At 72.4% G+C, this 26,035-nt stretch carries 27 protein-coding genes; 5 read left to right on the top strand and 22 right to left on the bottom strand.

Annotated elements, in window-relative coordinates:
• Positions 1 to 11 precede the first annotated feature (11 nt).
• From AC069X_RS27995 to AC069X_RS27955, 9 genes are all read right to left on the bottom strand, one after another.
• Positions 12 to 2,402, bottom strand: coding sequence for an SDR family oxidoreductase (locus tag AC069X_RS27995; protein WP_478732661.1), 2,391 nt, complete (start codon positions 2,400 to 2,402; stop codon positions 12 to 14).
• A 61-nt stretch (positions 2,403 to 2,463) separates the two neighbouring features.
• Positions 2,464 to 2,733 carry an acyl carrier protein gene (locus tag AC069X_RS27990; protein WP_478732659.1) on the bottom strand — a complete coding sequence of 90 codons (270 nt, stop codon included), beginning with the start codon at positions 2,731 to 2,733 and terminating at the stop codon, positions 2,464 to 2,466.
• 106 nt (positions 2,734 to 2,839) lie between these two features.
• Complete coding sequence (locus AC069X_RS27985) at positions 2,840 to 4,057, bottom strand: ketosynthase chain-length factor (protein ID WP_478732657.1); 1,218 nt, start codon at positions 4,055 to 4,057, stop codon at positions 2,840 to 2,842.
• Positions 4,054 to 5,322, bottom strand: coding sequence for a beta-ketoacyl-[acyl-carrier-protein] synthase family protein (locus tag AC069X_RS27980; RefSeq protein WP_478732655.1), 1,269 nt, complete (start codon positions 5,320 to 5,322; stop codon positions 4,054 to 4,056). The genes AC069X_RS27985 and AC069X_RS27980 overlap by 4 nt, the downstream gene beginning before the upstream one ends.
• Positions 5,323 to 5,359: 37 nt before the next feature.
• Complete coding sequence (locus AC069X_RS27975) at positions 5,360 to 5,692, bottom strand: TcmI family type II polyketide cyclase (RefSeq protein WP_478732653.1); 333 nt, start codon at positions 5,690 to 5,692, stop codon at positions 5,360 to 5,362.
• Positions 5,693 to 5,729: 37 nt separating this feature from the next.
• Entirely contained in the window at positions 5,730 to 6,398 is a 669-nt protein-coding gene (locus AC069X_RS27970; protein ID WP_478732651.1) for a TetR/AcrR family transcriptional regulator C-terminal domain-containing protein, read from the bottom strand.
• Positions 6,399 to 6,501: 103 nt separating this feature from the next.
• The gene (locus AC069X_RS27965) at positions 6,502 to 7,977 is read right to left on the bottom strand and encodes an FAD-dependent monooxygenase (RefSeq protein WP_478732649.1); all 1,476 of its coding nucleotides are present in this window, start codon (positions 7,975 to 7,977) and stop codon (positions 6,502 to 6,504) included.
• A gap of 256 nt (positions 7,978 to 8,233) precedes the next feature.
• Entirely contained in the window at positions 8,234 to 9,082 is an 849-nt protein-coding gene (locus AC069X_RS27960; RefSeq protein ID WP_478732646.1) for a hypothetical protein, read from the bottom strand.
• 67 nt (positions 9,083 to 9,149) lie between these two features.
• Positions 9,150 to 9,923, bottom strand: a complete 774-nt coding sequence (locus AC069X_RS27955; protein ID WP_478732644.1) for a response regulator transcription factor — start codon at positions 9,921 to 9,923, stop codon at positions 9,150 to 9,152.
• A gap of 231 nt (positions 9,924 to 10,154) precedes the next feature.
• On the opposite strand from AC069X_RS27955, the gene AC069X_RS27950 reads away from it, so the two are divergent.
• Positions 10,155 to 10,769, top strand: coding sequence for a ScbR family autoregulator-binding transcription factor (locus AC069X_RS27950; protein WP_478732642.1), 615 nt, complete (start codon positions 10,155 to 10,157; stop codon positions 10,767 to 10,769).
• Positions 10,770 to 10,984: 215 nt separating this feature from the next.
• Here AC069X_RS27950 and AC069X_RS27945 read toward each other — a convergent pair whose 3' ends face one another.
• From AC069X_RS27945 to AC069X_RS27930, 4 genes are all read right to left on the bottom strand, one after another.
• The gene (locus AC069X_RS27945; RefSeq protein ID WP_478732640.1) at positions 10,985 to 11,950 is read right to left on the bottom strand and encodes an SRPBCC family protein; all 966 of its coding nucleotides are present in this window, start codon (positions 11,948 to 11,950) and stop codon (positions 10,985 to 10,987) included.
• Between the two features lie 95 nt (positions 11,951 to 12,045).
• The gene (locus AC069X_RS27940) at positions 12,046 to 12,318 is read right to left on the bottom strand and encodes a phosphopantetheine-binding protein (RefSeq protein ID WP_478732638.1); all 273 of its coding nucleotides are present in this window, start codon (positions 12,316 to 12,318) and stop codon (positions 12,046 to 12,048) included.
• A gap of 151 nt (positions 12,319 to 12,469) precedes the next feature.
• Entirely contained in the window at positions 12,470 to 13,291 is an 822-nt protein-coding gene (locus tag AC069X_RS27935; protein ID WP_361599270.1) for an AfsR/SARP family transcriptional regulator, read from the bottom strand.
• 314 nt (positions 13,292 to 13,605) lie between these two features.
• Complete coding sequence (locus tag AC069X_RS27930) at positions 13,606 to 14,430, bottom strand: AfsR/SARP family transcriptional regulator (RefSeq protein ID WP_478732818.1); 825 nt, start codon at positions 14,428 to 14,430, stop codon at positions 13,606 to 13,608.
• Between the two features lie 1,174 nt (positions 14,431 to 15,604).
• Between AC069X_RS27930 and AC069X_RS27925 the strand changes: the two genes are divergently transcribed.
• Positions 15,605 to 16,603, top strand: coding sequence for a ScbA/BarX family gamma-butyrolactone biosynthesis protein (locus AC069X_RS27925; protein ID WP_478732635.1), 999 nt, complete (start codon positions 15,605 to 15,607; stop codon positions 16,601 to 16,603).
• A 13-nt stretch (positions 16,604 to 16,616) separates the two neighbouring features.
• Here the strand turns inward: AC069X_RS27925 and AC069X_RS27920 are convergent, their stop codons facing one another.
• On the bottom strand, positions 16,617 to 17,462 hold the full coding sequence (locus tag AC069X_RS27920) for an SDR family oxidoreductase (protein WP_478732633.1): 846 nt from the start codon (positions 17,460 to 17,462) through the stop codon (positions 16,617 to 16,619).
• Positions 17,463 to 17,603: 141 nt separating this feature from the next.
• Here AC069X_RS27920 and AC069X_RS27915 point away from each other — a divergent pair, with 141 nt between their 5' ends.
• Positions 17,604 to 18,263: a ScbR family autoregulator-binding transcription factor gene (locus AC069X_RS27915; protein WP_478732631.1), complete on the top strand. Its 660-nt coding sequence runs from the start codon at positions 17,604 to 17,606 to the stop codon at positions 18,261 to 18,263.
• 269 nt (positions 18,264 to 18,532) lie between these two features.
• On the opposite strand, the gene AC069X_RS27910 is transcribed toward AC069X_RS27915, so the two are convergent.
• The 4 genes from AC069X_RS27910 to AC069X_RS27895 form a co-directional block, all read right to left on the bottom strand.
• Complete coding sequence (locus tag AC069X_RS27910) at positions 18,533 to 19,525, bottom strand: AraC family transcriptional regulator (protein WP_478732629.1); 993 nt, start codon at positions 19,523 to 19,525, stop codon at positions 18,533 to 18,535.
• 4 nt (positions 19,526 to 19,529) lie between these two features.
• Entirely contained in the window at positions 19,530 to 20,369 is an 840-nt protein-coding gene (locus AC069X_RS27905; RefSeq protein WP_478732627.1) for a Rossmann-fold NAD(P)-binding domain-containing protein, read from the bottom strand.
• Between the two features lie 68 nt (positions 20,370 to 20,437).
• On the bottom strand, positions 20,438 to 20,644 hold the full coding sequence (locus tag AC069X_RS27900; RefSeq protein WP_478732625.1) for a DUF4287 domain-containing protein: 207 nt from the start codon (positions 20,642 to 20,644) through the stop codon (positions 20,438 to 20,440).
• 113 nt (positions 20,645 to 20,757) lie between these two features.
• Positions 20,758 to 21,342 carry a dihydrofolate reductase family protein gene (locus AC069X_RS27895; RefSeq protein WP_478732623.1) on the bottom strand — a complete coding sequence of 195 codons (585 nt, stop codon included), beginning with the start codon at positions 21,340 to 21,342 and terminating at the stop codon, positions 20,758 to 20,760.
• A 241-nt stretch (positions 21,343 to 21,583) separates the two neighbouring features.
• Between AC069X_RS27895 and AC069X_RS27890 the strand changes: the two genes are divergently transcribed.
• Positions 21,584 to 22,096, top strand: a complete 513-nt coding sequence (locus tag AC069X_RS27890; protein WP_478732620.1) for an FBP domain-containing protein — start codon at positions 21,584 to 21,586, stop codon at positions 22,094 to 22,096.
• 58 nt (positions 22,097 to 22,154) lie between these two features.
• Positions 22,155 to 22,700, top strand: coding sequence for a flavoprotein (locus tag AC069X_RS27885; protein ID WP_478732616.1), 546 nt, complete (start codon positions 22,155 to 22,157; stop codon positions 22,698 to 22,700).
• Between the two features lie 24 nt (positions 22,701 to 22,724).
• On the opposite strand, the gene AC069X_RS27880 is transcribed toward AC069X_RS27885, so the two are convergent.
• The 4 genes from AC069X_RS27880 to AC069X_RS27865 form a co-directional block, all read right to left on the bottom strand.
• Positions 22,725 to 23,231: a DinB family protein gene (locus AC069X_RS27880; protein WP_478732614.1), complete on the bottom strand. Its 507-nt coding sequence runs from the start codon at positions 23,229 to 23,231 to the stop codon at positions 22,725 to 22,727.
• A 131-nt stretch (positions 23,232 to 23,362) separates the two neighbouring features.
• On the bottom strand, positions 23,363 to 24,559 hold the full coding sequence (locus AC069X_RS27875) for an epoxide hydrolase family protein (protein WP_478732612.1): 1,197 nt from the start codon (positions 24,557 to 24,559) through the stop codon (positions 23,363 to 23,365).
• A gap of 12 nt (positions 24,560 to 24,571) precedes the next feature.
• Complete coding sequence (locus AC069X_RS27870; RefSeq protein WP_478732610.1) at positions 24,572 to 24,973, bottom strand: SgcJ/EcaC family oxidoreductase; 402 nt, start codon at positions 24,971 to 24,973, stop codon at positions 24,572 to 24,574.
• A 34-nt stretch (positions 24,974 to 25,007) separates the two neighbouring features.
• Positions 25,008 to 25,829, bottom strand: a complete 822-nt coding sequence (locus tag AC069X_RS27865) for an AfsR/SARP family transcriptional regulator (protein WP_478732608.1) — start codon at positions 25,827 to 25,829, stop codon at positions 25,008 to 25,010.
• Positions 25,830 to 26,035: the final 206 nt, after the last annotated feature.

Below are 26,035 nucleotides of genomic sequence, written 5' to 3'. Positions count from 1 at the left end.
GCGGCGGCGCCTCAGCCGAGGAGGGTGCCGCCGGTGGCGTCGACGAAGGAGCCGGTGATCCAGCGCGCCTCGTCGGTGGCGAGGAAGGCGACCACGTCGGCGACGTCCTCCGGTTCGCCGACCCGGTTGAAGGCGGACAGGCCCGCCATGTGCTCGACGGCCTCGGGGATGTCGAACACCGGGTTCCCGTTGCGGGTGATGCCGGGCGCGACCGAGTTGATGGTGATGCCCCGGGGGCCGAGCGCCTTCGCGAAGTGCAGGGCGAGCTGTTCGAGCGCGCCCTTGCTCATCGCGTAGGCGATCTCGTCCGGGTTCGCGAACCGGGTCAGGCCGGAGGAGATGTTGATGATCCGGCCGCCGTCGGGCATGTTCCGCAGCGCCCGCTGGATCAGGAAGAACGGCGCCTTGGCGTTGACCGCGAAGATCCGGTCGAACTGCTCGGGGGTGACCTCGTCCGCCGGGACCCCGCCCATCACCCCGGCGTTGTTCACCAGGACGTGCAGGTCGGTGGAGCCGGTACGGTCCAGGAGTTCCTGTTCAAGTGCCGTGAAGAGGGTCTCGACGTCCCCGTCGACGCCCAGTTCGGTGCGCAGGGCGAAGGCGCGGCCGCCGTCCTTCTCGACGGAGGCGACGACCTCGTGGGCGGCCGCCGCGTCCTGGTTGTAGTGGACGGCGACGAGCGCGCCCTCCTCCGCCAGCCGCATCGCCGCCGCCCGGCCCATGCCCCGGCTCGACCCGGTGACCAGCGCGGTCCGGCCGCTGAGCCGCTCCGCGCCGCCCCCGCGCCGGCCCGCCGCAGCCTGCGCCGTGACCACGGTGGCCGGGGCGCCGGCGGTGGCCGGTGCCGTCGGCCGGGCGGTGGGGCGCCCGGCCCGTTCGGGCCCGAACCAGCGGCCCAGGGCCCCGGTGAGCGGGCCCGCGTCCGGACCGTCGGCCCAGACCACGTGCCCGTCGGGGCGTACGAGGACGGCGGCGGTCGCCCCGTCGGCGGAGGCCGCGGAGCCCCCCGCCACCGAGGCGGCGGCGACGGTGCGGACCCGGCCGGCCCAGGGCGCGGCCGCCTCGGCGAGTTCGGCCCGGCGGGCCTCCTCGCCGGGCGGGAGCAGCAGCAGGCCCCGTCCCGGGCGCAGCAGTTCGAAGGTGCTGGTGGTGCCCTCGGCGGTGGTGACCTCCCAGTGCGGCACCCGCAGCCCGAGCGGCCCGGAGCGCGGGCCGCCGTCCTCGGGGCCGCCGTCCTCGGACGCGCCGCCGACGGGGTGACGTACCGAGAGGCCGGAGATCAGCCCGGCGAGGTGGGTCCGTACGTTCTCCCCGGCGGTCAGCTCGGCGAACACCTCCCGGACCGCGTCCACCTCGGCGCCGCCGAGCAGCAGCAGCGCCTGGGTGCGGACGTTGCCCTGGACGGCCTTGCCGACGGGGTGGCGTTCGTCGTGGTAGCTGTCGAGGAGTTCCTCGGTGCCGTGCCCGGCGATCCGGGCGCCCAGCTTCCAGCCGAGGTTGAAGGCGTCCTGGAGCCCGAGGTTGAGGGACTGGCCGCCGATCGGCATCTGCTGGTGCGCCGCGTCCCCGGCGAGCAGGAGCGGGCCCCGCCGGTACCGGTCGGCCTGGCGCGAGGCGTCGTCGAAGGAGTTCACCCACACCGGGGTGCCCTCGCCGATGTCCTCGCCGGTGATGCGCTTCCAGGCGTCGGCGACCTCCTCGAAGGTGGTCCGGTGCCCGGGCCGGGAGCGCGCCCCGTACTCGTGCACCATCACCCGGGTCACCCCGTCGGGGCGGCGGGCCGCGACGACCATGCCGCCCTCAAGCCGCTGGAAGCGGCGGCCGGGAACGTCGATGCCCGCCACGTCGGCGCGCAGCAGCTCGCGTTCGGCGTCGGTGCCGGGGAAGCCGAAGCCGCCCAGGCGCCGCACGGTGCTGTTCTCGCCGTCGCAGCCGACGAGGTACGCGGCCCGGAAGGCCGCCTCCCCGCCGCCCTCGGTCCGTACCGTGGCCCGTACGCCGTCCGCCGCCTCGGTCAGCCCGGTCAGCTCGTGGCCGCGCCGGATGTCCGCGCCCAGGTCGGCCGCCCAGTCCCCGAGGACCTCCTCCAGGCGGGTCTGCGCGACCTTCCACTGGCCCGGGTAGGGGCCGGGCAGGGCGAGGTCGAGGGGGATGCCCCCGAAGTGTCCGGCGTTCTCGCGCGGGACGTCGCCGAGGCGTTCCAGCAGGCCCCGGCTGTCGAGGATCTCGATGGTGCGGGCGTGCAGGGTCGACGCCCGTGATTCGGTGGTCGGCGCGGTGAGCGTGTCGAGCACCACCACGTCCGCGCCCGCCAGCCGGAGTTCTCCGGCGAGCAGCAGTCCGACGGGGCCCGCGCCGACCACGAGCACCTGGGTCTCGGTGAAGTCCTGATCGATGGCCATGGGCGTACTCCCTTTCTGTGGGCGGGGGTGGGGGCGGAGTGGTGGCGTCCTGCGGAGCCGGTCAGGCGTTGACGGTGACCTTGAGGCTCGCGTTGATGGCCTCGACGAGGGAGCGCGGGGTCGAGTGGTCGGCGAAGATGTCGTCGTCGAGCGTGATGCCGAACTCGCGCTCGATGCGGCCTCCGGTCTCCAGGAGCGCCAGCGACTCGTAGCCCAGGGACTCGAAGTCGGTGTCGAGGATGTCGCCGTCGAGGTCGACCTCCTCGTCGGCGCCGGCGCCCTCCAGGAGGATGCGCTTGAGGTCGTCGAAGGTGAATTCCTGCTTGGACACGTGGGGTCCCTTCATCGGTCTTTCCGCGGCCGGCGGTCCGGCAGCGGGGGTTCCTGTGGGCCCGGCGCGGCCGGGGACGCGGGGGTCCCGGGCGCGCCGGCGCCGCTCAGTCGACGGCGCGCACCACGACGGCGGAGTTGAAGCCGCCGCGGCCGCGGGCGAGGACGAGCGCGGTGTGCACCGAGGCGGTGCGGGGCCGCACGGCCACCAGGTCGATGTCGTGGGCCGGGGAGAGCTCCACGTTGGTGGTCGGCGGGATCAGTCCCTCGCGCATGGCGAGGACGGCGGAGACCACGTCGATGGGCGCGGCACCCGCGGTGATCCGTCCGGTCATGGTCTTGGGGGCGGTGACGGGCACCCCGCGCGGGCCGAAGACGGCGGTGATGGCCTCGGCCTCCTCGCGGTCGAGCCGCGGGACGCCCGCGCCGTCCGCGAAGACCACGTCCACCTCGGCCGGGTGGCACCCGGCGTCGGCGAGGGCCGCCTCGACGGCCCGGCGCAGGCCGGGTTCCCGTCCGCTGCCCGGGCGGGGGTCGAGGGTGGCCCCGTATCCGGCGAACTCGGCGTAGACGTTGCGCGCGCCCCGGGCGCGGGCGCTGTCCTCGTCCTCCAGGATGATCATGGCGCCGCCCTCGCCCGGGACGTAGCCGGAGGCGGCCTCGTCGAAGGGCAGGTAGGCGCGCTCGGGTTCGTCGCTGGTGGACATGGAGCCGCCGGCCAGGTGCGCGGCCCAGCCCAGGGAGCAGATGGAGGCGTCGAAGCCGCCGGTGGCGATCAGCCGGCTGCCCTTGCGGAGCCGTCGCCGGGCGTGCGCGAGGGCGTCGAGGCCGCCCGCCTGGTCGCCGACGACGACCCCGGTGGGGCCGCGCAGATCGTTGCGGACGGAGATCTGCCCGCTGTTGGCGGCGTAGAACCAGGCGAAGGACTGGTACGCGCTGACGTGCTTGGCGCCCTGGCTCCAGAGCTTGCGCAGCTCCCTCTCGCCGAACTCCAGGCCCCCGGATCCGGCGGCGGTGACCACTCCCATGTCGCAGGGGTGGATGTCGCCGGGGGCGATGCCCGCGTCCTCGAAGGCGCAGTCGGCGGCGACCAGCGCGAGCTGGGTCACCCGGTCGGTCTGCGGTACGAGCCGGCCGGGCAGGTGGTCCCTCGGGTCGAAGCCGTGGATCTCCCCGGCCAGCCGGGCCGGGTAGGAGGAGGCGTCGAAGCGGGTGACGGGCCCGATCGCGTTCTTGCCGATGCGGGTCGCCGCCCAGAAGTCCTCCACCCCGAGCCCGCTGGGGGCGGCCACGCCGATGCCGGTGACCAGGGTCCGGGCGCTCATGCGGTCCTCCTGTCGGGCCGGGCCAGCACCATCGCGCTCTGGAACCCGCCGAATCCGCTGCCCACGGTGAGGACGGCGTCCGTGCGGTGCTCCCGCGCGACGAGCGGGACGTAGTCGAGGTCGCAGTCGGGGTCGCGGGTGCGCAGGTTCGCGGTGGGCGGCACCAGGTGGTGCTCCATCGCGAGGACCGACGCGGCGATCTCCATGGAGCCGACCGAGCCCAGCGAGTGCCCGATCATCGACTTTATCGAGCTCACGGGGGTCCGGTAGGCGTGCGGGCCCAGGGCCAGGCGGTACGCGGCCGTCTCGTGGGTGTCGTTCTGCCGGGTACCGGAGCCGTGGGCGTTGACGTAGTCGATGTCGGCGGGGCCGAGGTGGGCCTCGTCGAGGGCGACCGTGATGGCCTCCGCCAGCTCGCGGCCGTCGGGGCGCAGTCCCGTCATGTGGAAGGCGCTGGACCGGGAGGCGTAACCGGCCACCTCCGCGTAGACGTGCGCGCCCCGGGCGCGGGCGCGCTCCAGCTCCTCCAGGACGAACACGGCGGCCCCTTCGCCCAGGACGAATCCCTTGCGGGTGGCGTCGAAGGGCCTGGAGGCGCGCTGCGGGTCGTCGTTGAGGGTGGTCGTCGCCTTGATCGCGTCGAAGCACGCCAGGGTGAGCGGCGTGATCGGCGCGTCGGTGGCGCCGGTGACCATGACGTCGGCGCCGCCCTCGCGGATGAGGTCGACGGCGTGCGCGACCGAGTCGATCCCGGAGGTGCAGCCGGAGGAGACCACCGTGGCCGGCCCTTCCGCGCCGACGGCCCAGGCCACCTCGGTGGCGAAGGAACCGGGCACGAAGTGGTCGTACAGGTGCTCCGGCGCCCGCGTGTGGTCGACGGCCGCGAGCCGGCCGTCGAGGCTGGCCGCGCGGTACGCCTTGTCGAGGCTGCTGACGGCCCCCACCCCGGTGCCGATGCTGACGCCCGTGCGGTACGGGTCCAGGGCGGCGAAGTCGAGCCCGCTGTCCTCGACCGCCTCGCGGGCCGCGACCACCCCGAACTGGGCGGCGCGGTCCATGCGCCGGATCTCCTCCTGCGTCAGCCCGTGCAGCTCGGGCAGGAAGTCGGCCTCGGCCGCCACCCGGGAGCGGAAGGGGGAGGCGTCGAAGTGGGTGATCTCCCGTGTCGCCGTGCGTCCCGAGCTCAGCAGTTCCCAGAACTCCCGGACACCGATGCCTCCCGGCGCCAGCACCCCGATGCCCGTGATGACTACCCGGCGGGCCACGACCCGTGTCCTCCCGTCATCTCTGCTCCGGCGGACATCACTCCGTCGCCGCCGTCCAGTCGTAGAAGCGCGTGGCCATCGCGTCGGCCGGGGAGCGCCAGGTCTCCGGGTCGTACGGCTGGATGAAGGGCTGGAGCTCGTAGCTGATCCGCATGAAGCGCGGATCGTTGCGGGACTCCTGGATGCGCTCGCCGCCGTCGTCCTCGGCGAAGTCCTGGAGGTGGAAGTAGAGCCCGTTGTACGAGAAGAGGCGCCGGCGCAGCGTGCCCATGCGCTGTGGCATGTCGGTCTTGTCGAACTCGGCGAAGAGCTTGGCCACCTCGGCGCTCGAGCGGACGTCCATCCGCGCCACGATCAGGTTGCTGTGCATTTTCTCTACTCTCTCCGGGGATCCGGGGATCGGGGGGTCAGCGGGAGGTGGCCGGGCCGTACAGCCGGATGAAGTCGTCGACTCCGTCGGCGATGAGCGCGTCCTCCTCGCGGCGCCCGAGCGGCAGCGCGCCGTGGAAGGAGCGCTGCACGACGGACGAGGGGACCAGCAGGATGAAGCGTTCGGCCGCCTGGTCGGCGTCGGTGATGTCGAGCAGGCCGCGGTCGGCGACCTGGCGCAGCCGGCGGGCCAGTTCGCGGCGGGCCTGGCGGGGGCCGGTGGCCTGCCACTTGTCGACGGCCTCGGTGGGCAGGGTGGTGACCTCGGCGCTGATGTGGCGGACGATCGCGAAGTGCTCGCGGAAGGCCTCCAGCGGCGCCAGCCAGGCCCGGCCCAGCTCGATCAGGTCGGTGCGCAGGTCGGTTATCTCCGCGAGGTAGGTCTCGGCCACGGCCGCGAGGCAGGCCGCGACGGAGGCGGAGCTGTCCAGCAGCACGCCCAGCAGCAGCTGTTCGTGGTCCGGGAAGTGCCGTCCGACGGCGTCCGGCTCCACTCCGGCCTCTGCGGCCGTGGCCTCGGCGGTGCAGCGCCTCCAGCCCTCGCGGGCCAGGACGCTCCGGGCCGCCCGTACGATGTCGCGGCGTTCCCCCTCCGGGCCGGTCAGCCCGAGGGGGACCCGCTCGATCGTTGCTTGCGGCGTTGCCATGTGTGGTTCCTCCGATTGACGTTCTCGTCCGGCCGCCGGGTGCGGCGGCCGTCAGGGGGCGCGCCGGCCGTGAGGGGACCCTCGGGCAGGGGGAGCCCGTGACTCAGGGGGTCCCGAACCAGCGTTCGAGCGCCATCGGCAGGTCGTGGTGGCTGCCGGGCGCGGCCCATGCCACGTATCCGTCGGGCCGGATCAGCAGGGCGGTGGTGTCGTGCAGTCCGTCGGCCCCGGCCGGGGCCTCGCGGGGGCGGGCGGTGACGGTGTCGACCCGCTCCGCCCAGGCCGCGGCGCGCTGGCGCAGCCGGGGGTTGTCCGTCAGGTCGAGGAGCACCCCGCGGGCGGGGTGCAGCAGTTCGGTGCTGGAGGCGGGGCCGGCCGCGCCGGCGAGCTCCAGCTTCAGGTCCGGCATGCGCCGGCCGAGCAGGGGGTGGTTCCCCCGGCCCACGTCGTAGGTGATCTCCAGGCCGGTCACCATGGCGGCGAGGTGCCGGGCGACGTCCTCGTACGCCATGAGTTCGCGCAGGGAGTCGCGCAGCGGCTGCACCTCGGCGCCGCTGAGGAAGAGCAGTCCCTGGGCGCGGGTGTTCATCAGGAGCCGCCGGCCGACGGGGTGGCGCTCGGAGTGGTAGGTGTCGAGCAGGCTCAGCGGGGCCCGGCCGAGGACGACCGAGGCGAGCTTCCAGCCGAGGTTGACGGCGTCCTGGATCCCGGTGTTCATGCCCTGGCCGCCGGCGGGCAGGTGGATGTGCGCGGCGTCGCCGGCGAGCAGCACCCGGCCGCGCCGGTACTCGGTGACCTGGCGTGCCGCGTCGCCGAAGGCGCTGACCCACACCGGTTCGGCGGCGGAGATGTCCTCGCCGGTCAGCCGCTGCCAGGCGGCCGCGACCTCCTCGAAGGACGGCGGGCTCTCGCGCCGGCGCGGCGGGGTGCCGCGTTCGCAGACGACGATGCGGGTGGTGCCGCCGGGCAGCGGGCCCACCATGACCATGCCGCCGGGCAGGGTCTCGCCGATCATGCGGGGCTTGAGCTCGATGCCCTTGATGTCGGCGAGGTACATCTCCATGGTGGCCGCCGAGCCGGGGAAGTCGAAGCCGGCGGCCTTGCGGACGGTGCTGCGGCCGCCGTCGCAGCCGACGAGCCAGGCGGCGCGCAGGGTGTGCGTGCCGTCCGGTCCGCGGACCTCGACGTCGACGCCGTCGCCGTCGTCGCGTACGGAGAGCACCTCGTGGCCGCGCCGGATGTCGGCGCCGAGCGAGGCGGCCCATTCCTCCAGGTGCGTCTCGGTGACGGACTGCGGCACGGTCTTGGCGGCCTGGCAGGCGCCGTCGAGCACGCCGAAGTCGAGCGGCAGGCCGCCGAAGTGGCCCAGCGTGCTCCGCTCGATCTCGCCGAAGCGGCTCAGCAGGCCGCGCTGGTCGAAGGTCTCCAGCGTGCGTGTGGTGAAGCCGAGCCCGCGGGATTCGCCTGTACGCCGTTCAAGGCGTTCCAGGACGACGACGGCGACTCCCGCCAGCCGCAGTTCCCCGGCGAGCATCATGCCCGCGGGACCCGCGCCGACGACGATCACTGGGGCGTCCATCACGTCTCCTTGAATTCGCCTCCGGAGACAGTGCACCGGATCTTGACTACAAGGTTCTTCGGACGCGAGCGGCCGTTCAATGGCGCTGGATTCAGGAGTAGGTCAGGTTCCACAAGGCCCGGTCCGGTGCGTCGGAGGGCGGAAAAGGGAATGTCAAAGACCGGTCAGACGGCTGGATCCGGGTCCTACCGGATGCCGTGCCGACCGGTGCGCGGGTGCCGATCGTCCTTCTGTCGCGGGTGCGGTGACGGGGGGTTCAGGTACGCGCCGCCGCCCGCCGGGCGAAGCAGTCCCGGACGTCGCTCTCGTTGTAGTACGTGCGCCCCGCGCGGTTGCGGCGCCGCCAGCGCTCCTCGCTCGCCAGCCGGTACACGGTGCCCGTGGGCGTGTGCCAGAGCTGGGCGATGTCGGCGGCGGTCAGCCACCGTTCGGTGGCCGGGGCGGCCGCGGCGCCGGGCTCCCGGGCGGAGTCCATGGAGCGGCTGAGCCCGCTCCACTGGTCGCTGGTCCAGCGGTGCTCCGGGTCGGCCGCGCAGACGATCGCCGGGCCGTCGCTCCGGGCCCCGGCCCGTACGGCCAGGGTGAGGGCTCCCGGGCAGCCGGGTTCGGGGCAGTCGCCGAGGCGGATGCTGCGGGCCGGGTCGGGGAAGGCGGCGCGGCGGCCGGCCCGTACCAGCCGGGCGATCTCCTCGGTGGCCTCGCCTGCGGCGGAGTGGGTGGCGAGCCAGTCGGCGTTGCGCAGCAGGAAGGCGGTGAGGGCGGCGGCGGTGCGCGGCGGCGAGGCGAATCCGCGCTGCTCGGCGACGAGCCCGCTCCAGGAGCCGAGTACGGAGACCATCCTGGCCCGGACGTCGGCGGCGGCCCCGTTGAAGGGCAGCCCGGGCAGGTCGCCGCCGGTGGTGCGCTCGCGCAGGCTGCCGGGGGCCGCGCCGCCGAGCACCCGCCCGCACTCCTCGTACAGGTGCGCCAGCTCCGCCAGGCCGGCGGCGAAGTGGTCGCGGCAGGAACGGCACAGCAGGCTGCCGTCGGCCGTACGCCTGCGGGCCCGTCCGCCCGCGCCGCCGGTGCGGCAGCCCTCCCCCTGGCACAGCGCCGTCACTGCCATGCTCGTTCCCCCTCGGCTCACGTCGTGCTCGGCGGTCGTCCTCCCGCGGCGCCGCGCGGGGACGGGTTCAGGCCCCCTGGCCGAACCGGAAACCGACGCCCCGGATCGTGATGATCCAGCCGGCGCCGATCTTGTTGCGGAGCGTGCTCACGTGCGTGTCCACGGTCCGGCGGGACCAGGAGTCGCCCCAGACCTGCTGCATCAGCATCTTGCGCGGGATGACGGTGTCGGGATGGGACGCGAGGAGGTAGAGCATGTCGAACTCCTTGCGCGTGGTCTCGACGGGCTGCCCGTTCAGGGTCACCTCGCGCGTGCCCGCGTCGATCCGCAGCGGACCGCAGGTGATGGTGGCCGCGACGGGCCGGGTCGGCCGCGCCCGGCGCATGACCGCTTCCATCCGCGCCATCAGCTCGCGGAACCCGTAGGGCTTGACCAGGTAGTCGTCGGCGCCCGCCTGGAGGCCGAGCACCCGGTCCAGTTCGCTGCCCCGGGCGGTGACCGCGATCACCGGGATCTCGTGGGCCGCGCGGATCCCCCGGCACACCTCCAGACCGTCCAGGTCGGGGAGTTCCAGGTCCAGCAGGACCAGGTCGGCGTCGGCGTAGCTGCGCATGGCCTCGCTCCCGGTCCCGACGATGTCGACCTCGTGCCCGTGGCGGCGCAGGCCCCGCGCGAGGGTCTCCGCGTCGATCGTGTTGCTCTCCACGATGAGGATCCGCCACAGGGCCGACTGGGCCGGCGCGTGCTGTGGCGTTCTGAGTCCCTCGGCCGGCAGGAACCCCCCGTTCACTCCCCCGGTGGCTGTGTGAGGTTCCAGTACAGCGATGGTCCGCTGGTTCATCCGCCCCCCTCCCTCAAGCTCGGCTGAGCTAACGTCAACGAAGATACAAACCGCTTCGTCGGTTTGTCAAAGCCCGCACATCCCGGCAAGGTAAGCGATAAAAGGACTAAATCGGGCCACCGGAAGGCAAGACTCGCCGCCAAACAGGCCAAGAACGGGCACCTCAGAGCCATTCCCATACCAACGGCGCGGTTTAATAATGGAAGGAAACTGATACAGGAGCTATGCGTGATGAAACAAGAACGCGCCGTCCGAACCCGTCATGCACTGATTGAGTCAGCCGCGACCGTGTTCGGACGGCGCGGCTACGCAGAGGCGACGCTGAGCATGATCAGCGTCGGGGCAGGAGTGAGCCCGGGCGCGCTGCACTTCCACTTCGAGAACAAGGCGGCCGTCGCCGAGGCCGTGGAGGCCGCCGGCGCCAAGGCCCTGCGCACGGTCGCCCGGGACGTGTACGCGCGGCGCACCTCCGCCCTCCAGGCCCTGGCCGACAGCTCCCAGGCACTGGCCGGGCTGCTCCTGACGGACCCGGTGGCCCGGGCGGGTTTCCGGCTCAACCGGGAGCCGGCGTACGCCTCGGCCTACGCCCTGCCCAGGGAGTGGCACGAGTACGTGCACCGGCTGCTGGCGGAGGCCTCCGAGGAGGGCACCCTGCTGCCCGGCCTCAACCACCGCAGCGTCGCGGCGACGGTGGTGGCGGCCACCCTCGGCTTCGAGGCGCTGGGCCGCGACGACCCGCAGTGGCTCGCGCCGCGCACGCTGGCCGGGTTCTGGCGGGTGGTCATGCCCTGTCTGGCCGCTCCCGCCACCCTGCGCAGGCTCGACACCGCGGGACGCGGGAGCTGAACGCGCGGCGGCCCGCCACCGCGGGGGGACACGGTGACGGGCCGCCGCCGGGGGGAGGCCGGACCGGGAAGCCCGGGCGGAGGGCTGCCGGCCGTCTGCGGATCATCAGGGGCGGGTCGAGGGAGCAGGCCGAGAAGGCGGGCCGAAGAGAGCACAGGTCGAAGCAGGCAGGTCACATCAACAGCAGGTCCCGTCAACAGCAGGTCAACGGGGCGTCACACCGAGCGCAGGGTCCTCACCGGGTCCCCCGCGTACCGCGTCGCCGGCTCCAGCGCGGCCCGGCTCTCGCGGCCGAGCACCTCGCGCACGTACCGGCGGGCCCGGGCCGGTTCCGCGTCCGGGCCCAGGATCCGCTCGACCGCCCGCTCGTCCAGCAGCACGTCGTGCCGGGAGGACACGGTGACCCCCGACACGTCCGGGTCCACGGACCACTCGCCGGTGTGCGTCGCCAGCAGCGGGTGCGGCCGGGTCCGCTTGAACACGATCCGCCCGGCCGCCGGGAAGCACACCCGCACCGCCTCGGTGCGGTAGACGGAGCCGTCGTCGGCCAGGTTGAGCAGCCGGGTGCGCTGGACCCCGGGCCGGTCCTCGGTGACCTCGGCCTCCACGACGTGCGCGACCCGGCCGGGCCAGGAGCCCACCCCGTACAGGAACTCGTACACCGGCTCCGCCGGTCCCTCGATCCGTACGGACTCCTCGAAGGACAGCACCAGTTCGTCCAGCCGCCGCCAGCGCTCGGCGGCCGTCCGCAGGCCCACCAGCGCGGCCCGCGCGGACTCCTCCGCCGCCGCGACGGCCCGTCCGGCCTCCTCGGGCCGGCCGCCGCCCAGGGTGACCTCGCGCTCCAGGGCCAGCCGCGCCCAGCCGGGCGCCAGTTCCTCCACGGTCCAGCTGCCGCGCGAGGCGGTGACGGGCGCGTCGGGCCGCTCCTCGGCGAAGTCGACGCGGCGCGCGCCCGCGTCCAGCGTCCGCCGCACGAGCGAGCGCCGCACTTCCCCGCCGGCGTCGGCCCACCGGACGTACCGGTCCTGGACGCCGTCGAAGTCCAGCCGCTCCACGTGGACGGTGTCCGGCAGGAACAGCGGCCACTGGGTGACGTCGGCCACCAGGGTGTACAGGGCTCCGGCGGGCGCGGCCGCGTCGGCCGCGCATGACATCCGGTGCACTCGCTCGACAGACATCGGACACCTCTCTCAACGCTTGGCACAGAGCCTGTCGGCGTCCGCCGGATTCCGCGTCGAGTACCGCTGGAGTCCGCCGGCCCCCCAACCGGACCTCAGACTGCGGCGCGGCTGCCCAGTACGTCGTTGACCAGTTCCAGGAAGAGCCGCGGGGTGTCGGCCGTTTCGAGGACCTCCCCGTCGAGGAGGATGTCGAACTTCCGCTCGATCGACCCTATGGTCTGCAGGATCGAGAGGCTGTCGTAGCCGAGTTCCATCCAGTACAGGTCCTGGAGTTCCTCGGTCAGCTCGACGCAGTCCTCCTCGCCGCCCCACACCCGCAGGATCCGGGTGAGGTCGGCGAGTTCCAGCCGGACTGTGGCTTGCATGGTTTGCCTCTCTCCTGGTCCGCCGGCGCAGCGGCTCATACCGGTTCGCCAGGAGCCTGACCGCCCTCCCTGGAGAACCCCTCACGCCGGGAACGAGCCCCGCTGGAGCCGCCGCGCCCTCCCGCCCGGGCCTGCTAGTGCTGTGACAGCACTAGGCCGCGTACAGGTCGAAGGTGGAGCTGCGGCGCGGTCCCGCGACCACGTCCAGCGCCGGGTCCACCCGCAGCATCGCCTGGTGCAGGCGCTGCAGCTGCTGCGAGGGCTCGACGCCGAGCTCCCCGATCAGCCGCGCCCGGAGCCTGCGGTAGACGTCGAGGGCGGTGGCCTGCCGGCCCGAACGGTACAGCGCGACCATGGCCTGCGAGTGCAGGCCCTCGTGCTGCGGGTTGCGGGCCATCAGCTCGGTGAGCTCGGCGAGCAGTTCGGTGTGCCGGCCCAGCCGGAGGTCGACGTCGATGCGCCGCTCGGTGGTCACCAGCCGGCTCTCCGCCAGCCGCAGCACCTCGATCTCCAGGATCGGCCCGACGCGTACGTCGACCAGCGCGGGTCCCTGCCACAGGTCGAGGGCCTTGCGCAGCAGGTCCGCGGCGCGCTCGTCGTCACCGTCGTCGAAGGCGTTCTGGCCGGCGGCGACGAGGGCCTCGTACTCGTGGACGTCCACCGACTCCTGCGGGATCTGGAGCAGGTAGCCGCCGTGCCGGGTGGCGAGCACGTCCTTGGCGGTGCCGGGGGCGCCCGGGCCCATGGCCGTGCCGAGCCGGCGGCGCAGCTGGAGGATGTACGTCTGCAGGGTGGTGAGCGCGCTTTCGGGCAGCTTCGTCCCCCAGATCTCCTCCATGAGGGTCGGTACGGGCATCACCCGGCCCGGGTAGAGCGCGAGAAGCGCCAGGATCTGACGCGGCTTGCCCGCCGTAGGAACGATCGATGCCCCGTTGACCTCGGCACTCAACGGACCCAGAACCTGAATCTTCACGGTCTCCCGTCTCCCCTCCATATTTCGTCGAGATACTCTCGGTTTTCAGTATTCGACCCGACGACGGTAAGGCAGCCCAGGGCAACATCACCGGGCGCTCAAGCCGACGTCGAGCGGACCTCCGAAACAGGCGAACAGACGGCGGATTCGAAAGACAGGATTCCGATTGGGCGCCAAACCCCATGCTCAGCCCGCTGATCGGGCTCGTCGTCTTTGTTCCGATTCCTGTTGATGCAAATTGACTCTCAGGTTTTTCCCAGCGCTTTCTTAAATCCCCGGACGCTATTCATCGGATGATCACCCGAATGCCTGGTTCAGCCGACCCGGGCGAGGCGCTTGCGGGCGGTCTCGGGGGATTCGGCGGGGGTGGTCTCGGGGCCGCTCATGAGGATCGAGCGCTGGAGGCTGCGCAGGGCGGCCGAAGGCTCGATGCCGAGCTCGCGCACCAGCGTGGCGCGCAGCCGCTGGTAGACGCTGAGCGCCTCGCCGCGCCGCCCGGAGCGGTGCAGGGCGAGCATGAACTGTCCGTGCAGGTTCTCGTGGATGCGGTAGCGGCTGGCCAGGACGGTCAGTTCCGCGAGCAACTCCCGGTGCCGGCCGAGCCGCAGATCGGCCTCGATGCGCTGGTCGAGCGCGCACAGCCGGGTCTCCTCCAGGCGGCGGGTCTCCATGTCCAGCTGCACGCCGCCGTCGACGTCGGCGAAGGCCGGCCCCGACCAGAGGGCGAGCGCCTCGCGCAGCAGCCGCGCGGCGTTCGGGAAGTCCCCGGCGTCCATGGCCCGGTAGCCCATGCCGGCCAGCCGGTCGAACTCCCGCACGTCGCTGGTCCCGCCGGCGCTGTTCAGCATGTACCCGCCGGGCAGCGTCGCGAGCACGTCCTTGGGCGTACGCGTCCCGTCCGTCCCCTCCAGCGCGGTGGCGATGAGCCCGCGCAGCTGGAGCACGTACGTCTGGAGCGTGGTCCGCGCACTGCGCGGCGGCTCGTCCCCCCACAGCTCCTCTATCAGCGCGGCCACGGGCACCACCTGGTCGGCGTGCAGCGCGAGCAGCGCCAGCACCTGCCGGGGCTTGGCCGCGGTCGGCGTGATGGAGACCCCGTTCTCCCGCACGGTCAGTGCGCCCAGTACATCGATGTCCACGCCGTACTCCCCTGCTTCGTCCATGGATGAGCCCTCGACTTTCGCTGGAACGAGCAAAAAACAGACGAGCCGGTTTGTCAATACCAAACCGGCTGTACCGTTTTTAGCCTGTCGCGCCTCCTTCGAGCTCTTCCAGAACGTCATTGACCTGCGCCTTCACAGACCGGAGAGCGACTGGAGGGGCTCTCCAGGGACCGCCGGACGGAGGGAGAACCCTCCTCGAACCCACCAGATGACGCCAACAAAGGGCTGAAAACAAACCCTGGAGTCCACGCCTGGCACCCATCGGCCGGGGGTGACGCGACAAGAGGGCTGCACACAGACCCACCGACCCGCTTGCGAGGCCTCGCCTGCCCGCCCTTACAAACCGCTTTAGCGGTTTGCTCGCCAACCTTCACACTCAGCAAACAACGGAGCCGCGTCGGAGCCGTACTCGAACGTCCCTCAAGATGAAGCCGAGCCCCCCTGTCCGCACTGCGGACACCAGGGGCGTTCGGGCCACGACCGACCCGTGAGCAGCCCGCGGCGACCTCCGGCCGTGTCGCAGGCGGGGACGGGCCCCTCGGGTGAACCAATGGCCGGTTCCTCCGGGAGCCCGCCACCCGGCGGCCCTCGGCGCACCGGCGAATCCTCGCCTGGCGTTCACGCGGGCAAACCGGGCCCACGGCTCGCGGCGGAGTCCCGCCGCGGCCGCACGGGCCGGGTGCGAGCACGGGGCGCCGGCCGCCCATCGGCGAGGAGGCCGACGCCATACAGCCCCGTGGACTGCACGAGCCGTCACTGCGAGCCGTCCGCGGGCTTCCGCGGCGTTCTCCGGGCCGGCTGACGACCGGCCGGATGGAGGCGACCGACAGGGGTCCACTCCGCCCGGGACGCAACATGAGCCACCTGATGCAAATTGGCCATACCACGCCTCCGTGGCCACATCCGCTTCCAGGGGGCGGCTAAAGGACCGCTCTCGGGCCGGTTGAGACACTGTGGGTCGAGTGGCGGAGATTCGACGGCTGCCGACCACCGAGGACCTGCGGAAAGGCTCGGATGCCGGTTGGCCGGAATCGATTCCTCCGCATATTTACGGAGCGAAGGTACGGCTCCCCCTGGATAAAAAACCGGTTGGTATATATTTTTCTCGCAGGTCACACCTGTAACTCGCCAGCGCTGTCTAGGGGGAACAATGAGCGCGAGCACGTTTCATGTCGAGCGCACTCCGACCTACGACCCGGCGTTGCGGGCTGCGCTCTCACCACTTGAACAGCGTGGTTACCGCTTCCCGTCGTTCACAGCCACTGTCCCGAAGGAACTGGTGCACCGCGCGTCCGTCGCCGAGGTCTTCCTGACCGACTGGCAGCGCCTTGACGACGCCCGCTTCTCCGTCACCGCACAGTGGCCGCGCAGCCACAGCTTCTTCACCCAGGTCGCCGGCGACCACCACGACCCGCTCATGTGCATCGAAACGATCCGGCAGATCGGAAGTCTGCTGGGGCACGCCGAGTTCGGCGTGCCCTTCGGCCACCAGTACCTGCTGTGGAACCTCAGCGTCACCGTCAACCCGGAGCACCTCAAGGTCCAGCGGACCCCTGCCTCGCTCGACATCGACGTCACCTGCCCCGAGATCAGGCGACGGGCCGGCAAGCTGACCGGACTCACCTACGAGGCGGTCGTCCGCCGCGAGGGAGAGGTCGTCGCGACGGGGCGGGTCTCCTTCACCTGCACCAGCCCGGCGGTCTACGAACGGGTACGCCCCCGGCGCACCCTTCAGGCCGACCACCGCGCGCTGCCGCTGACGGCGCCCGCCGCGCCGCAGAGCGTGGGCCGGCTGTCGCCGACGGACGTGGTCCTGTCCCCCATAGGTGAGCCGAACCGCTGGCAGCTGCGGGTCGACACGCTGCACCCCGTCCTCTTCGACCACCCGGTCGACCACGTACCGGGCATGGTGCTCCTGGAATCCGCACGGCAGGCCGCCGCGTCCACCCTGGGACGTTCTTCCTTCCTGCCGCTCGGCATAACCAGCGACTTCAAGCGGTACGTCGAACTGGACCAGCCCTGTGTGATCCAGGCCGAACGCCTGTACGGGGACGAGCCGGGGGCCGATGAAGCCGTCCGCGTGACGGGCCACCAGGACGGCGCGCTCGTGTTCAGCGCTACCGTGACGGCCGCCTCCTACAGGGGCTGATCACGCCACGGCTTCAGTTCGGCATGAATGCCGCGAGGTGGTCGCCGGCCCACGTACGGAACGTCCGCGCGGGCTTCCCGGACACCTCACCGACGGTATCCCCCACTCCGGCCTTGGCCCCGTCGCGCTGCCGTCCGGCGCTCCGGAGCAGCGCCTCGACCACGGGCTCGGGATACCGTGCGCTCCACAGGACCCGAGCCTGATCCGGCTCGAGTTCCTCGAACCGCAGCCGGCGGCCCAGCACTTCGGAGAGCTGGGCCGTCTGTTCGGCTGCCGTGAGCGCCTCCGGCCCCGTCAGCGTGTACGCCCGGCCGGTGTGCCCCGGCTCGGTCAGTGTGCGCACGGCCACGTCCGCGATGTCGCGCGGATCCACGCAGGAGTTGGCCGACTCCCCGTACAGGGCCCGTACGACACCCTCCGAACGGACGGACGGCGCCCAGGACAGCGTGTTGGACATGAACGAGCGCGGGCGCAGCAGCGTCCACTCCATACCGGAACCGCGCAGGAGGTCCTCGTTCCCCCGCTGCCACCGGGTGATCGCGTCGTCCGCCCGGCTGTCCTCGACGGCGGCGGCCGAGATCTTCACCACATGCCGGACCCCGGCGGCCCGCGCCGCCCGGAGGATGCCGGAATCGTCACGGCCGACACGATTGGTGACGAGGAAGACGCTGTCGACACCCTGCAACGCCCGGGCCAGAGATTCCGGATCGTCGTAGTCGCCCTGCACGATTTCGGCCGTTCCCACGGCTCCGGTCACGCCCGCGGGCTGCCTGGCCATGGCCCGCACCTCACCGTTGGGCGCAAGGCGTCGCAGCACCTCACGCCCGACCGTGCCGGTGACGCCCGTCACGAGAATCATCGTCGGTTTCTCCTCATCATCCGGCTGGTCGGCGGGTTGTCAGGGTTGGCGTCGGAGTTACCCGCTGTAAGATACGTACGGGACGGACGGTTTGCGGCAAGGCTTCCGACGCTCCGAGAATCCGTGGAGAAAGGAGCCAACGTGGCTGAGCAAGTCCGCGCCATCCGCACGCGCCAGGCGATCCTGAGCGCAGCGGCCAAGATCTTCGAGGAGCGGGGCTACCAGGCGTCCACGATCTCCGAGATCCTCACCGTCGCGGGGGTGACCAAGGGCGCCCTCTACTTCCACTTCCAGTCGAAGGACGATCTGGCCCAGGGCGTCCTCAACGCGCAGAACCAGAACCTCGTGCTGCCCGAGCGCGCGGCCAAGCTTCAGGAAATCGTGGACATCGTCATGCTCCACACCCATCGGCTGCAGACCGATCCCATGGTCCGGGCAGGTGTACGGCTGACCATGGACCAGCTCGCCGGCGAGCTCGACCGCAGCGGGCCCTTCCGCAACTGGGCCGTTCCCGTCCGTGAGCGGCTGGAGAAGGCGCAGGCCCAGGGCGAGCTGCTCCCCCATGTCGTCCCGGCGGAGACCGCCGACGTCATCGTGGGCACCTACGCCGGCATCCAGTCCATGTCCCAGGCGCTCACCGACTACGAGGACCTCACCGTCAGGGCCAGTGCCCTGCTGCGCCACCTGATGCCCAGCATCGCGCAGCCCTCGGTGCTCGCCTCCCTGCACATGGGTGAGGGCCGGGCGGCCGAGGTCTTCCACGAAGCCACGAGGGCGGGCGACGAGGCCGGAGCGGCGTAGCCGCCGGCCGGAACCGTGCGGGGATCGCGGTCCGCGGGACACCCGCCGGCGCGCGGTTCCCCGCACGGGACCGGCCGGACTCCTTGCCTGTCGCAACCTGTACCCCTCCCCCTGGCCACAGGCATAAAGATACCGCACGTCCCGTTCTTTTCAACTGTCTCCGAGGATCTTCGAGCTTCGGAAACGATCTGGATACGGCCCCTCCACATCGCCGCCGAGCACCAGGACAAGGGGTGGGGACGTGCCGCCGTGGAGGGCGACGGCGGCTGCTACCCGAGGACCACCGTGCCGGGTACCCCCGCCACCGTCCCCGCGCCCCCCTCCGAGCCCTCCCCGGCCCGGAACTGCTGCGGGCTCATCCCCCGCACCCGCTTGAAGGCCGCCGACAGCGCGAACGCGCTCCCGTACCCGACCCGGCGGGCCACCGTCGCCACCGTGGCGTCCGGCTCGCGCAGCAGGTCGGCGGCCAGGGCGATCCGCCAGCCCGTCAGGTAGGCGACCGGCGGCTCCCCGACCAGCTCGGTGAAGCGCCGCGCCAGCGCGGCCCGCGACACCCCGGCCCGGCGCGCCAGTTCCTCCACGGTCCAGCCGTGCGCGGGGTCCTCGTGCAGCAGCCGCAGCGCCGCCCCGACGACCGGGTCGCCCTGGGCCCGGTGCCAGGCCGGCGCCCCGGAGCCGGGAGTGGCGAGCCAGGCCCGCAGCACCCCGATCAGCAGCAGGTCCAGCAGCCGGTCGAGCACCAGCTCCTGCCCGGGCTCGTCCCGCGCCACCTCCGCCGCCAGCAACGTGATCAGGGTGGCGTCGGACGCCCGCACCGGCCGTACCAGCACCGCCGGCAGCGCCCCCAGCAGCCGCCGCCCGATCTCGCTCGGCGCCTGGTAGGTCCCGCTGAGCAGCACCACCGATCCGGCGCCCTCCCGCGACGGGCCCCAGGTCCGCACCCCGAGCGAGAACCGCTCGGTGACGTCCTCGCCCTGCGCACTGCACCGCTGGTCGGGACCGATCCTGACGCTGGGCGGGGTGTCCGCCCCGTCGGCGAGCGTGTACGGCACGGGTCCCCGTACGACGGCGACGTCGCCCGGCCCGATCCGCACGGGCTCGCCCCCGTCGGGCAGCAGCCAGGCGGAGCCGCGCACCAGCGTCATCACCGACAGCGGGGCCCGGTCCTCGACCCGCATGGCCCAGGGCGGGTCGAAGACGGACTTCATCAGGAAGGCACCGCGGGCCCTGGGCCCGTCGAGGAGACCGGTCAGCGTGTCCATGACCTCATCCTCGGACGTCCCAGACCCCGCTCGCCGCCGCTTCGCGCACGTAGTCGGCGAAGTCCCGGGCCGGACGGCCCAGCGCCTCCTCCACCCCGTGGACCACGTGCGCGTTCCGCCCGTCCGAGATCAGGGTGAACAGGTCGGCGAACTCCTCCGGGAGGCCGTTCTCCCGCAGCACCGCCCGGTACTGCGCGTCCGTGACGGGGACGTACGCGATCTCGCGCCCGGTCGCCTTCGACAGCTCGGCGGCCACCTCCGCGAAGCCGAGCAGCCGCGGCCCGGACAGCTCGTACGTCCTGCCGATGTGCCGGTCGTCGGTGAGCGCGGCCACCACCACGTCGGCGATGTCCCCGGCGTCCACGAAGGCCTCCACCGCGTCGCCGACCGGCAGGGCGATCTCCCCGGCCAGGACGGGCTCCAGGAAGAAGTACTCGTCGAAGTTCTGGTTGAACCAGCTGGCGCGTACGACGGTCCAGTCGGCCCCCGAGTCCTTCAGCCGGTCCTCGGCGACCCGGGCCGCCTCCTCCCCGCGCCCGGACAGCAGCACCAGGCGGCCCGCCCCGGCGGCCACGGCGGCCTCGGCGAAGGCGCCGATCCGGTCGGCTGCCCCGGGGAAGGCCAGGTCGGGGAAGTAGGTCACGTACACCCGGTCCACGCCCTCCAGCGCCGGACCCCAGGTCTCGGGCCGGTCCCAGTCGAAGGCGGGGTCTCCGGTGCGGGAGCCGATCCGCACCGCGTGCCCCTGGGCCTCCAGCCGCTCGGCGACCCGCCGGCCCGTCTTGCCGTTGCCCCCGATGACGAGGGTGGTCTTGCTCTGCGTCTCGTTCGTGTTCTTCGTCATGACACCCAGTCAAGCCGGGTCCGGCGAGACAGGACATGGCCCAGACGCTCGCCCGCATAAGCGAGCGTCTAGTGCTCCGTGAGGGTGTGCTTGACCAGGGCGTTGGCGTGGCCGTGGCCGATCCCGTGCTCGCTCTTCAGCCAGGAGACGAGCTCCATGTGCTTCCTCAGCGGGGAGGCCCGGATGAGGTCCACCCACTCGGCCACGGGACGGCCGTACTTCTTCTCGATCGAGGGGAAGTAGCTCGCGGGGCCCTTCACCGGCTGCTCGCTCATGTCGTGGATCTCCTTCTGACGTCTGACGATGCGGATGTGCGGAAACGGTCTGCGGATTCGGCCTGAGGATCCGGCCTGTGGAATCGGCGGCCGGACCGAACGGCCGCCGAACCTCAGCCGGCGTCGGCACCACCCGCCGCACCACCCCCGGCGACGGGCACGTACGCGTGCACCCGCGCCCCGCTGTCACCCAGCACGGTGGTGCCCACCGGCCGCAGGGTCCGCACCGGCGAGTCCTCGTCGAACAGCTTCCGCCCCTTGCCCTGCACCACCGGCAGGGTCCACAGCCGCAGTTCGTCGAGCAGGCCGTGCTCCAGCAGGGAGTTGACGAGCCGCCCGCTGCCGTAGACGAGCAGGTCGCCGCCGTCGCCCTGCTTGAGCGCGGCGACCTCGGCGGCGAGGTCGCCCGTCAGGAAGGTGGCGTTCCACCCGGGGGCGGCGGAGCCGGTGCCGGAGCCGGCGACGAATTTCGGCATCGCGTTCATCCGCTCCGTCCCCGCGTCGGCGCCCTCGGCGCGCGCCATCCAGGCCGGGGCCATGGCCTCGTAGGTCACCCGGCCCAGCAGCAGCGCGTCGGCGGCGGCGAGCTGCTCGCCGGCGAACCGCTCCGCCTCGGCGTTCCAGAACGGCATGGACCAGCTCGGGTCCTCGAAGACGCCGTCGACGGAGACGAAGACGGAGGCGATGACCTTGCGCACGATGTTCCCCTGACTATGTGTACGGCGTCCACATCCGGACGCTCCGCAGCCTACCCACCAAAGTGAACGGTGTCCACATCTGGTCGGCGACCCGGCTCCCGCTCTTTCACAGGGGTAGACCGACGCCGTCCCCGAAACTCATCGCCACCCTCGCGAAAATTTCCGGAACCCCCTCCCCCACCGCCCCCACCTGCGTAAAGAGGGTGCGGAAGGCCCTCCGCGCCCCGTAGGGTCGACGCCCGTGGAACCGCTGACCGAAAAACAGATCCGCTCGTCCTTCGTGAACTGCACCAAGGGCGAGGCGACCCGCCTGCGCCTGCCGCTCGACTTCGCCGAACTGCCCTGGCAGGACCTGGACTTCCTCGGCTGGGTCGACCCGGGCGCCCCGCTGCGCGCCCATCTCGTCGTCCCCCGCCCCGAGGGCCCGGTCGGCATCACCCTGCGCGTCCCCGCCGCGACCCGCACCAGCGCGGTGAAGTCCAGCCTGTGCCAGATCTGCCTGACGGGACACGCCTCCTCCGGGGTCACCCTGCTCGCCGCCCCGCTGGCGGGCGCCCGCGGCCGCGAGGGGAACACGGTCGGCACGTACATCTGCGCCGACCTCGCCTGCTCCCTGTACGTACGCGGCAAGCGGCAGCCGAAGCTGCGCGCCGGCCGCCACGAGGAGTCGCTGACGGTGGACGAACGCCTCGCGCGGATGGGCGCCAACCTGGACTCGTTCACCGCCAGGATCACGGCCGGCGTCGCCGCCTGAGCCGCCTCACCCACCCCTGGAGGAGAGTTGAGGGTCAGGAATGTGATCACATAACCGCATGACGAGGACTCTCTACCTGTTCTGCTCCGCCGCCCCGCCCGTCTTCGACGTGGCCCATGTGATCGAGGACGCCCAGTCGCGCGGCTGGGACGTGTGCCTGGGCCTCACCCCGACGGCGGCGCAGTGGGTGTCGGAAAGCCTCGACGGTCTCGCCGCCCTGACCGGCAACCCGGTGCGCTGGCAGTACAAGCTCCCCGGGGAGCCCGACGTGTGGCCCGCCGCCGACGCCGTCCTCTTCGCCCCGGCCACCTTCAACTCGGTCAACGCCTGGGCCCTCGGCCTCACCGACCGGTTCACCGTCGGCGTGGCCGCCGAGGCCCTCGGCAAGGGCACCCCGGTGGTCGCCATGCCCTGTACGAACGCCGCCCTGGCGGCGCACCCCCAGTTCGAGCAGTCGCTGGCGGTCCTGCGCGGCGCCGGCGCCGAACTGCTCTTCGGCGAGGGCGGCTTCCTGCCCGGCCCGGCCGGCCCCGACGCCCCGCCGCACTTCCCCTGGCAGGTCGCCCTCGACGCCGTGGACCGGACCGGCGCGGTCTCCCTGTAGCCCCCGGCCCCGCCCGGCGTCCCGCTACTCCCCCGTGACCCCGTCGATCGCCTCGCGCAGCAGGTCGGCGTGCCCGTTGTGCCGTGCGTACTCCTCGATCATGTGGGCCAGGACGTAGTGCAGCGAGTACGCCTCGTCGCCGAAGTACCCCCGTACGTCGAGGGACTCGGCGGCCGCCACGACGGCCCGCGAACGCTCGCACGTCTCCTCCCAGATCCGGAACGACTCGGCGGGGTCCGCGTCCTCGACGTCGAACTCCGTCCGCTCGCCGGCGGCGTTCTTCGGGAAGTAGCCGCGTACGTCCTCACCGTTCAGGACGTTGCGGAACCAGCCACGCTCCACCTCGGCCAGGTGCCGGACCAGCCCCAGCAGGCTCAGTGCGGACGGCGGGACGGCCCTGCGCCGCAGCTGCTCGTCCGTGAGGCCCGCGCACTTCATCCGCAGGGTGTCGCGCTGCCACTGGAGCACGCTGGTCAGGGTGGAGCGTTCGTCGCCGGTCAGTACGGGCGGGGTGCGCCGTTCGAGGTCCATGGGCCGATGATCACAGCGGTACGGGGCCCCCGCCGACCGTTTCACATCCCGGACACCCGCTCCGCCCGGCCGCCGCCGGCGCGCTCGCGCCCGCCGGCAGCACCGACATCCCGGCCTCCTCGGTCGTGTTCTCACGCAGGGGACAGACGGGCCCTGCCGGATGTGACACCTTCCCGGAAGAAGCTCCTGACGTCTTCCACGAGCAGCTCCGGCACCTCCATCGCCGGGAAGTGCCCTCCCCTGTCGTACGAGGTCCACCGCACGATCCGGTCGGTGCGCTCGGCGACGTGCCGCAGCGGGATGAAGTTGTCCCGGGGGAAGTCGGCGAGCGCCGTCGGGGTGTCCGACCGCTCCGGCGGCCGGCCGTGGTAGTCGGCGTGGGCGCGCTCGTAGTAGATGCGGGCGGCCGAACCGGCCGTGCCGGTCAGCCAGTACAGCATGACGTTGGTCAGCATCTGGTCCCGGTCGACGGGGGTCCGCGGGTCGCTCCACTCGGTGAACTTCTCCGCGATCCAGGCGAGCAGCCCGGCCGGCGAATCGTTCAGCCCGTACGCGAGGGTCTGCGGCCGGGTCGCCTGGATGTCCGCGTACCCCTGCCGCTCGCGCGCCCACACCCGGTACCGCTCCCAGGAGGCCAGCGTCCGCTCGCGCTCGGCCGGTTCGAGCGCCGCCAGCTCCGCCTCCCCGGGCTCGGCGGTGGCCCCCGCCCCGGGCAGCAGGTTCAGGTGCACCCCCACCACGTCGCCGGGCCGGATCCGCCCCAGCTCCCGCGAGACGGCCGCACCCCAGTCACCGCCCTGCACCCCGTACGCCCGGTACCCGAGCCGCTCCATGAGCGTCCCGAAGGCACGGGCGACCCGCTTGAACTCCCACCCGGTGTCGGTGGTCGGGCCGGACGGCCCGAAGCCGGGGATGCTCGGCAGGACCAGGTGGAAGGCGTCGGCGGGATCCCCGCCGTGCGCCCGCGGGTCGGTCAGCGGCCCGGCCACCTTCTGGAACTCCACGAACGACCCGGGCCAGCCGTGCGTCATCATCAGCGGCAGGGCGTCCGGCTCGGGCGAGCGGAGGTGCGCGAAGTGCACCCGCGCCCCGTCGATGACGGTGGTGTACTGCGGCCATGCGTTCAGCCGTGCCTCGGCGGCCCGCCAGTCGTACACCTCGCGCCAGTACCGTACGAGTTCCCGCGTCTCCCCGAGCGGCATCCCGTACGCCCGCCCGGCGCCGTCGAGCTCGTCGGGCCACCGCGTCCGCCGCAGCCGCCCGTCGAGGTCGTCCAGCTCGTCCTGGGGCACGTCGAACCGAAACGGCCTCACTTCAAGATCGTCCATGCCCCCACGATGTCACCCCTGGACCTGGGTGTTCTGGCAGGCGGTCAGCAGCCAGCGCCCGTCGTCCTGCCGGGAGACCACGTACAGCGGGGCGCCCTCGGCCGTGTCGTCGGCTCCGGGGTAGCGCTGGCGCACCTTGACGGCCGCGACGTCGTCCCGGATGAAGAGCACGTGCATCCGCTCGTAGCTGACCTTTCCGTCCCACTGCGCGGCGGGCAGCACCCGGCGGGTGAACCCGGCGATCTCGTCGAAGCCGATGAGGACCTTGCCGTGGGCGGTGGTCCAGATCGCGTCGGGGTGGAAGAGCCCGAGGAACTCCTCGGCGTCCTTGTTCTGCTGCGAGCGCTCTACGGTGGCGATGAGCCGGTCGATCGCCTCGATGTCCGCGGCGCGGGGCGTGGTGTCGTTGTCCATGCGCCCCACTCTCACACCTCAACCGCGGCTGAGGTCAAGCCGCGTAGAGATCGAAAGTGGATCCCCGCTTGGGGCCGGCCGCCACGTCCAGGGCGGGGTCGACCGTCAGCATCGCCTGGTGCAGCCGCTGCAACTGCGGCGACGGCTCGACGCCCAGTTCCCCGATGAGCCGCCCGCGCAGCCGCCGGTACACGTCCAGGGCGGCGCCCTGCCGCCCGGACCGGTACAGCGCGACCATCAGCTGGGAGTGCAGCCCCTCGTGCTGCGCGTGGCGGGCGGTCAGCTCGGTGAGTTCGGCGAGGAGTTCGGTGTGCCGGCCGAGCCGCAGGTCGACGTCGATCCGCCGCTCCACCGTGACCAGCCGGCTCTCCTCCAGCCGCATCACCTCGATCGCGAGGACCGGACCCACCCGTACGTCGACCAGCGCGGGCCCCTGCCACTGCGCGAGCCCTGCCCGCAGCAGGGCGGCGGCGCCCTCGTCGTCGCCGCCTTCGAAGGCGGTGAGGCCCCGCGCGACGAGGTCCTCGTACGCGTGGACGTCGACGGACTCCGGCGGCACCTGCAGCAGGTACCCGCCGTGCCGTGTCGTGAGGACCTCCTTCGCGGCCCCCGGCCGGCCCGGCCCCATGGCCGTGCCCAGTCGGCGGCGGAGCTGGAGGATGTACGTCTGGAGGGTGGTCAGCGCGCTGTTGGGCAGCTCGTGGCCCCAGATCTCCTCCATGAGGGTGGGCACCGGCATCACCTGCCCGGGATGCAGGGCAAGCAGCGACAGGATCTGCCGCGGTTTGGCCGCGGTCGGCACGATCGACTCCCCGTCGACCTCGGCACTGAGCGGCCCCAGAATCTGAATCCTCACGGTCTCCCCCTCCGCAGTTCCGTCGATTCGCCTCGATGGCACCGGGCTCCGGGCCCGGCCACCGCACTCACGTTTCCGCCGGGCCCCGGGCACCGGAACCAAGCGCCGGACACGGGCGGCGTCCCCGGGCCGTACCCACCGGCGACAGCGCCCCGGCCCCAGCCGGAGCCGCCACCGCACCGCACCACCGCCGAAGTCACCGGCCG

Source organism: Streptomyces sp. NPDC043896 (genome assembly GCF_056435605.1).
The sequence above is the reverse complement of the archived record's forward strand: the minus strand, read 5'-3'. Positions and strand labels throughout refer to the sequence as shown.

What these genes read in the sequence shown, in the direction of transcription:
- AC069X_RS27950 (WP_478732642.1), top strand. Translation starts at nt 10,155, where the DNA reads ATGAAACAAGAACGCGCCGTCCGAACCCGTCATGCACTGATTGAGTCA.
- AC069X_RS27970 (WP_478732651.1), bottom strand. Translation starts at nt 6,398, where the DNA reads ATGGCAACGCCGCAAGCAACGATCGAGCGGGTCCCCCTCGGGCTGACC.
- AC069X_RS27995 (WP_478732661.1), bottom strand. Translation starts at nt 2,402, where the DNA reads ATGGCCATCGATCAGGACTTCACCGAGACCCAGGTGCTCGTGGTCGGC.
- AC069X_RS27885 (WP_478732616.1), top strand. Translation starts at nt 22,155, where the DNA reads ATGACGAGGACTCTCTACCTGTTCTGCTCCGCCGCCCCGCCCGTCTTC.
- AC069X_RS27900 (WP_478732625.1), bottom strand. Translation starts at nt 20,644, where the DNA reads ATGAGCGAGCAGCCGGTGAAGGGCCCCGCGAGCTACTTCCCCTCGATC.
- AC069X_RS27985 (WP_478732657.1), bottom strand. Translation starts at nt 4,057, where the DNA reads ATGAGCGCCCGGACCCTGGTCACCGGCATCGGCGTGGCCGCCCCCAGC.
- AC069X_RS27940 (WP_478732638.1), bottom strand. Translation starts at nt 12,318, where the DNA reads ATGCAAGCCACAGTCCGGCTGGAACTCGCCGACCTCACCCGGATCCTG.
- AC069X_RS27920 (WP_478732633.1), bottom strand. Translation starts at nt 17,462, where the DNA reads ATGATTCTCGTGACGGGCGTCACCGGCACGGTCGGGCGTGAGGTGCTG.
- AC069X_RS27975 (WP_478732653.1), bottom strand. Translation starts at nt 5,692, where the DNA reads ATGCACAGCAACCTGATCGTGGCGCGGATGGACGTCCGCTCGAGCGCC.
- AC069X_RS27875 (WP_478732612.1), bottom strand. Translation starts at nt 24,559, where the DNA reads ATGGACGATCTTGAAGTGAGGCCGTTTCGGTTCGACGTGCCCCAGGAC.
- AC069X_RS27945 (WP_478732640.1), bottom strand. Translation starts at nt 11,950, where the DNA reads ATGTCTGTCGAGCGAGTGCACCGGATGTCATGCGCGGCCGACGCGGCC.
- AC069X_RS27910 (WP_478732629.1), bottom strand. Translation starts at nt 19,525, where the DNA reads ATGGACACGCTGACCGGTCTCCTCGACGGGCCCAGGGCCCGCGGTGCC.
- AC069X_RS27955 (WP_478732644.1), bottom strand. Translation starts at nt 9,923, where the DNA reads ATGAACCAGCGGACCATCGCTGTACTGGAACCTCACACAGCCACCGGG.
- AC069X_RS27925 (WP_478732635.1), top strand. Translation starts at nt 15,605, where the DNA reads ATGAGCGCGAGCACGTTTCATGTCGAGCGCACTCCGACCTACGACCCG.
- AC069X_RS27960 (WP_478732646.1), bottom strand. Translation starts at nt 9,082, where the DNA reads ATGGCAGTGACGGCGCTGTGCCAGGGGGAGGGCTGCCGCACCGGCGGC.
- AC069X_RS27870 (WP_478732610.1), bottom strand. Translation starts at nt 24,973, where the DNA reads ATGGACAACGACACCACGCCCCGCGCCGCGGACATCGAGGCGATCGAC.
- AC069X_RS27905 (WP_478732627.1), bottom strand. Translation starts at nt 20,369, where the DNA reads ATGACGAAGAACACGAACGAGACGCAGAGCAAGACCACCCTCGTCATC.
- AC069X_RS27965 (WP_478732649.1), bottom strand. Translation starts at nt 7,977, where the DNA reads ATGGACGCCCCAGTGATCGTCGTCGGCGCGGGTCCCGCGGGCATGATG.
- AC069X_RS27880 (WP_478732614.1), bottom strand. Translation starts at nt 23,231, where the DNA reads ATGGACCTCGAACGGCGCACCCCGCCCGTACTGACCGGCGACGAACGC.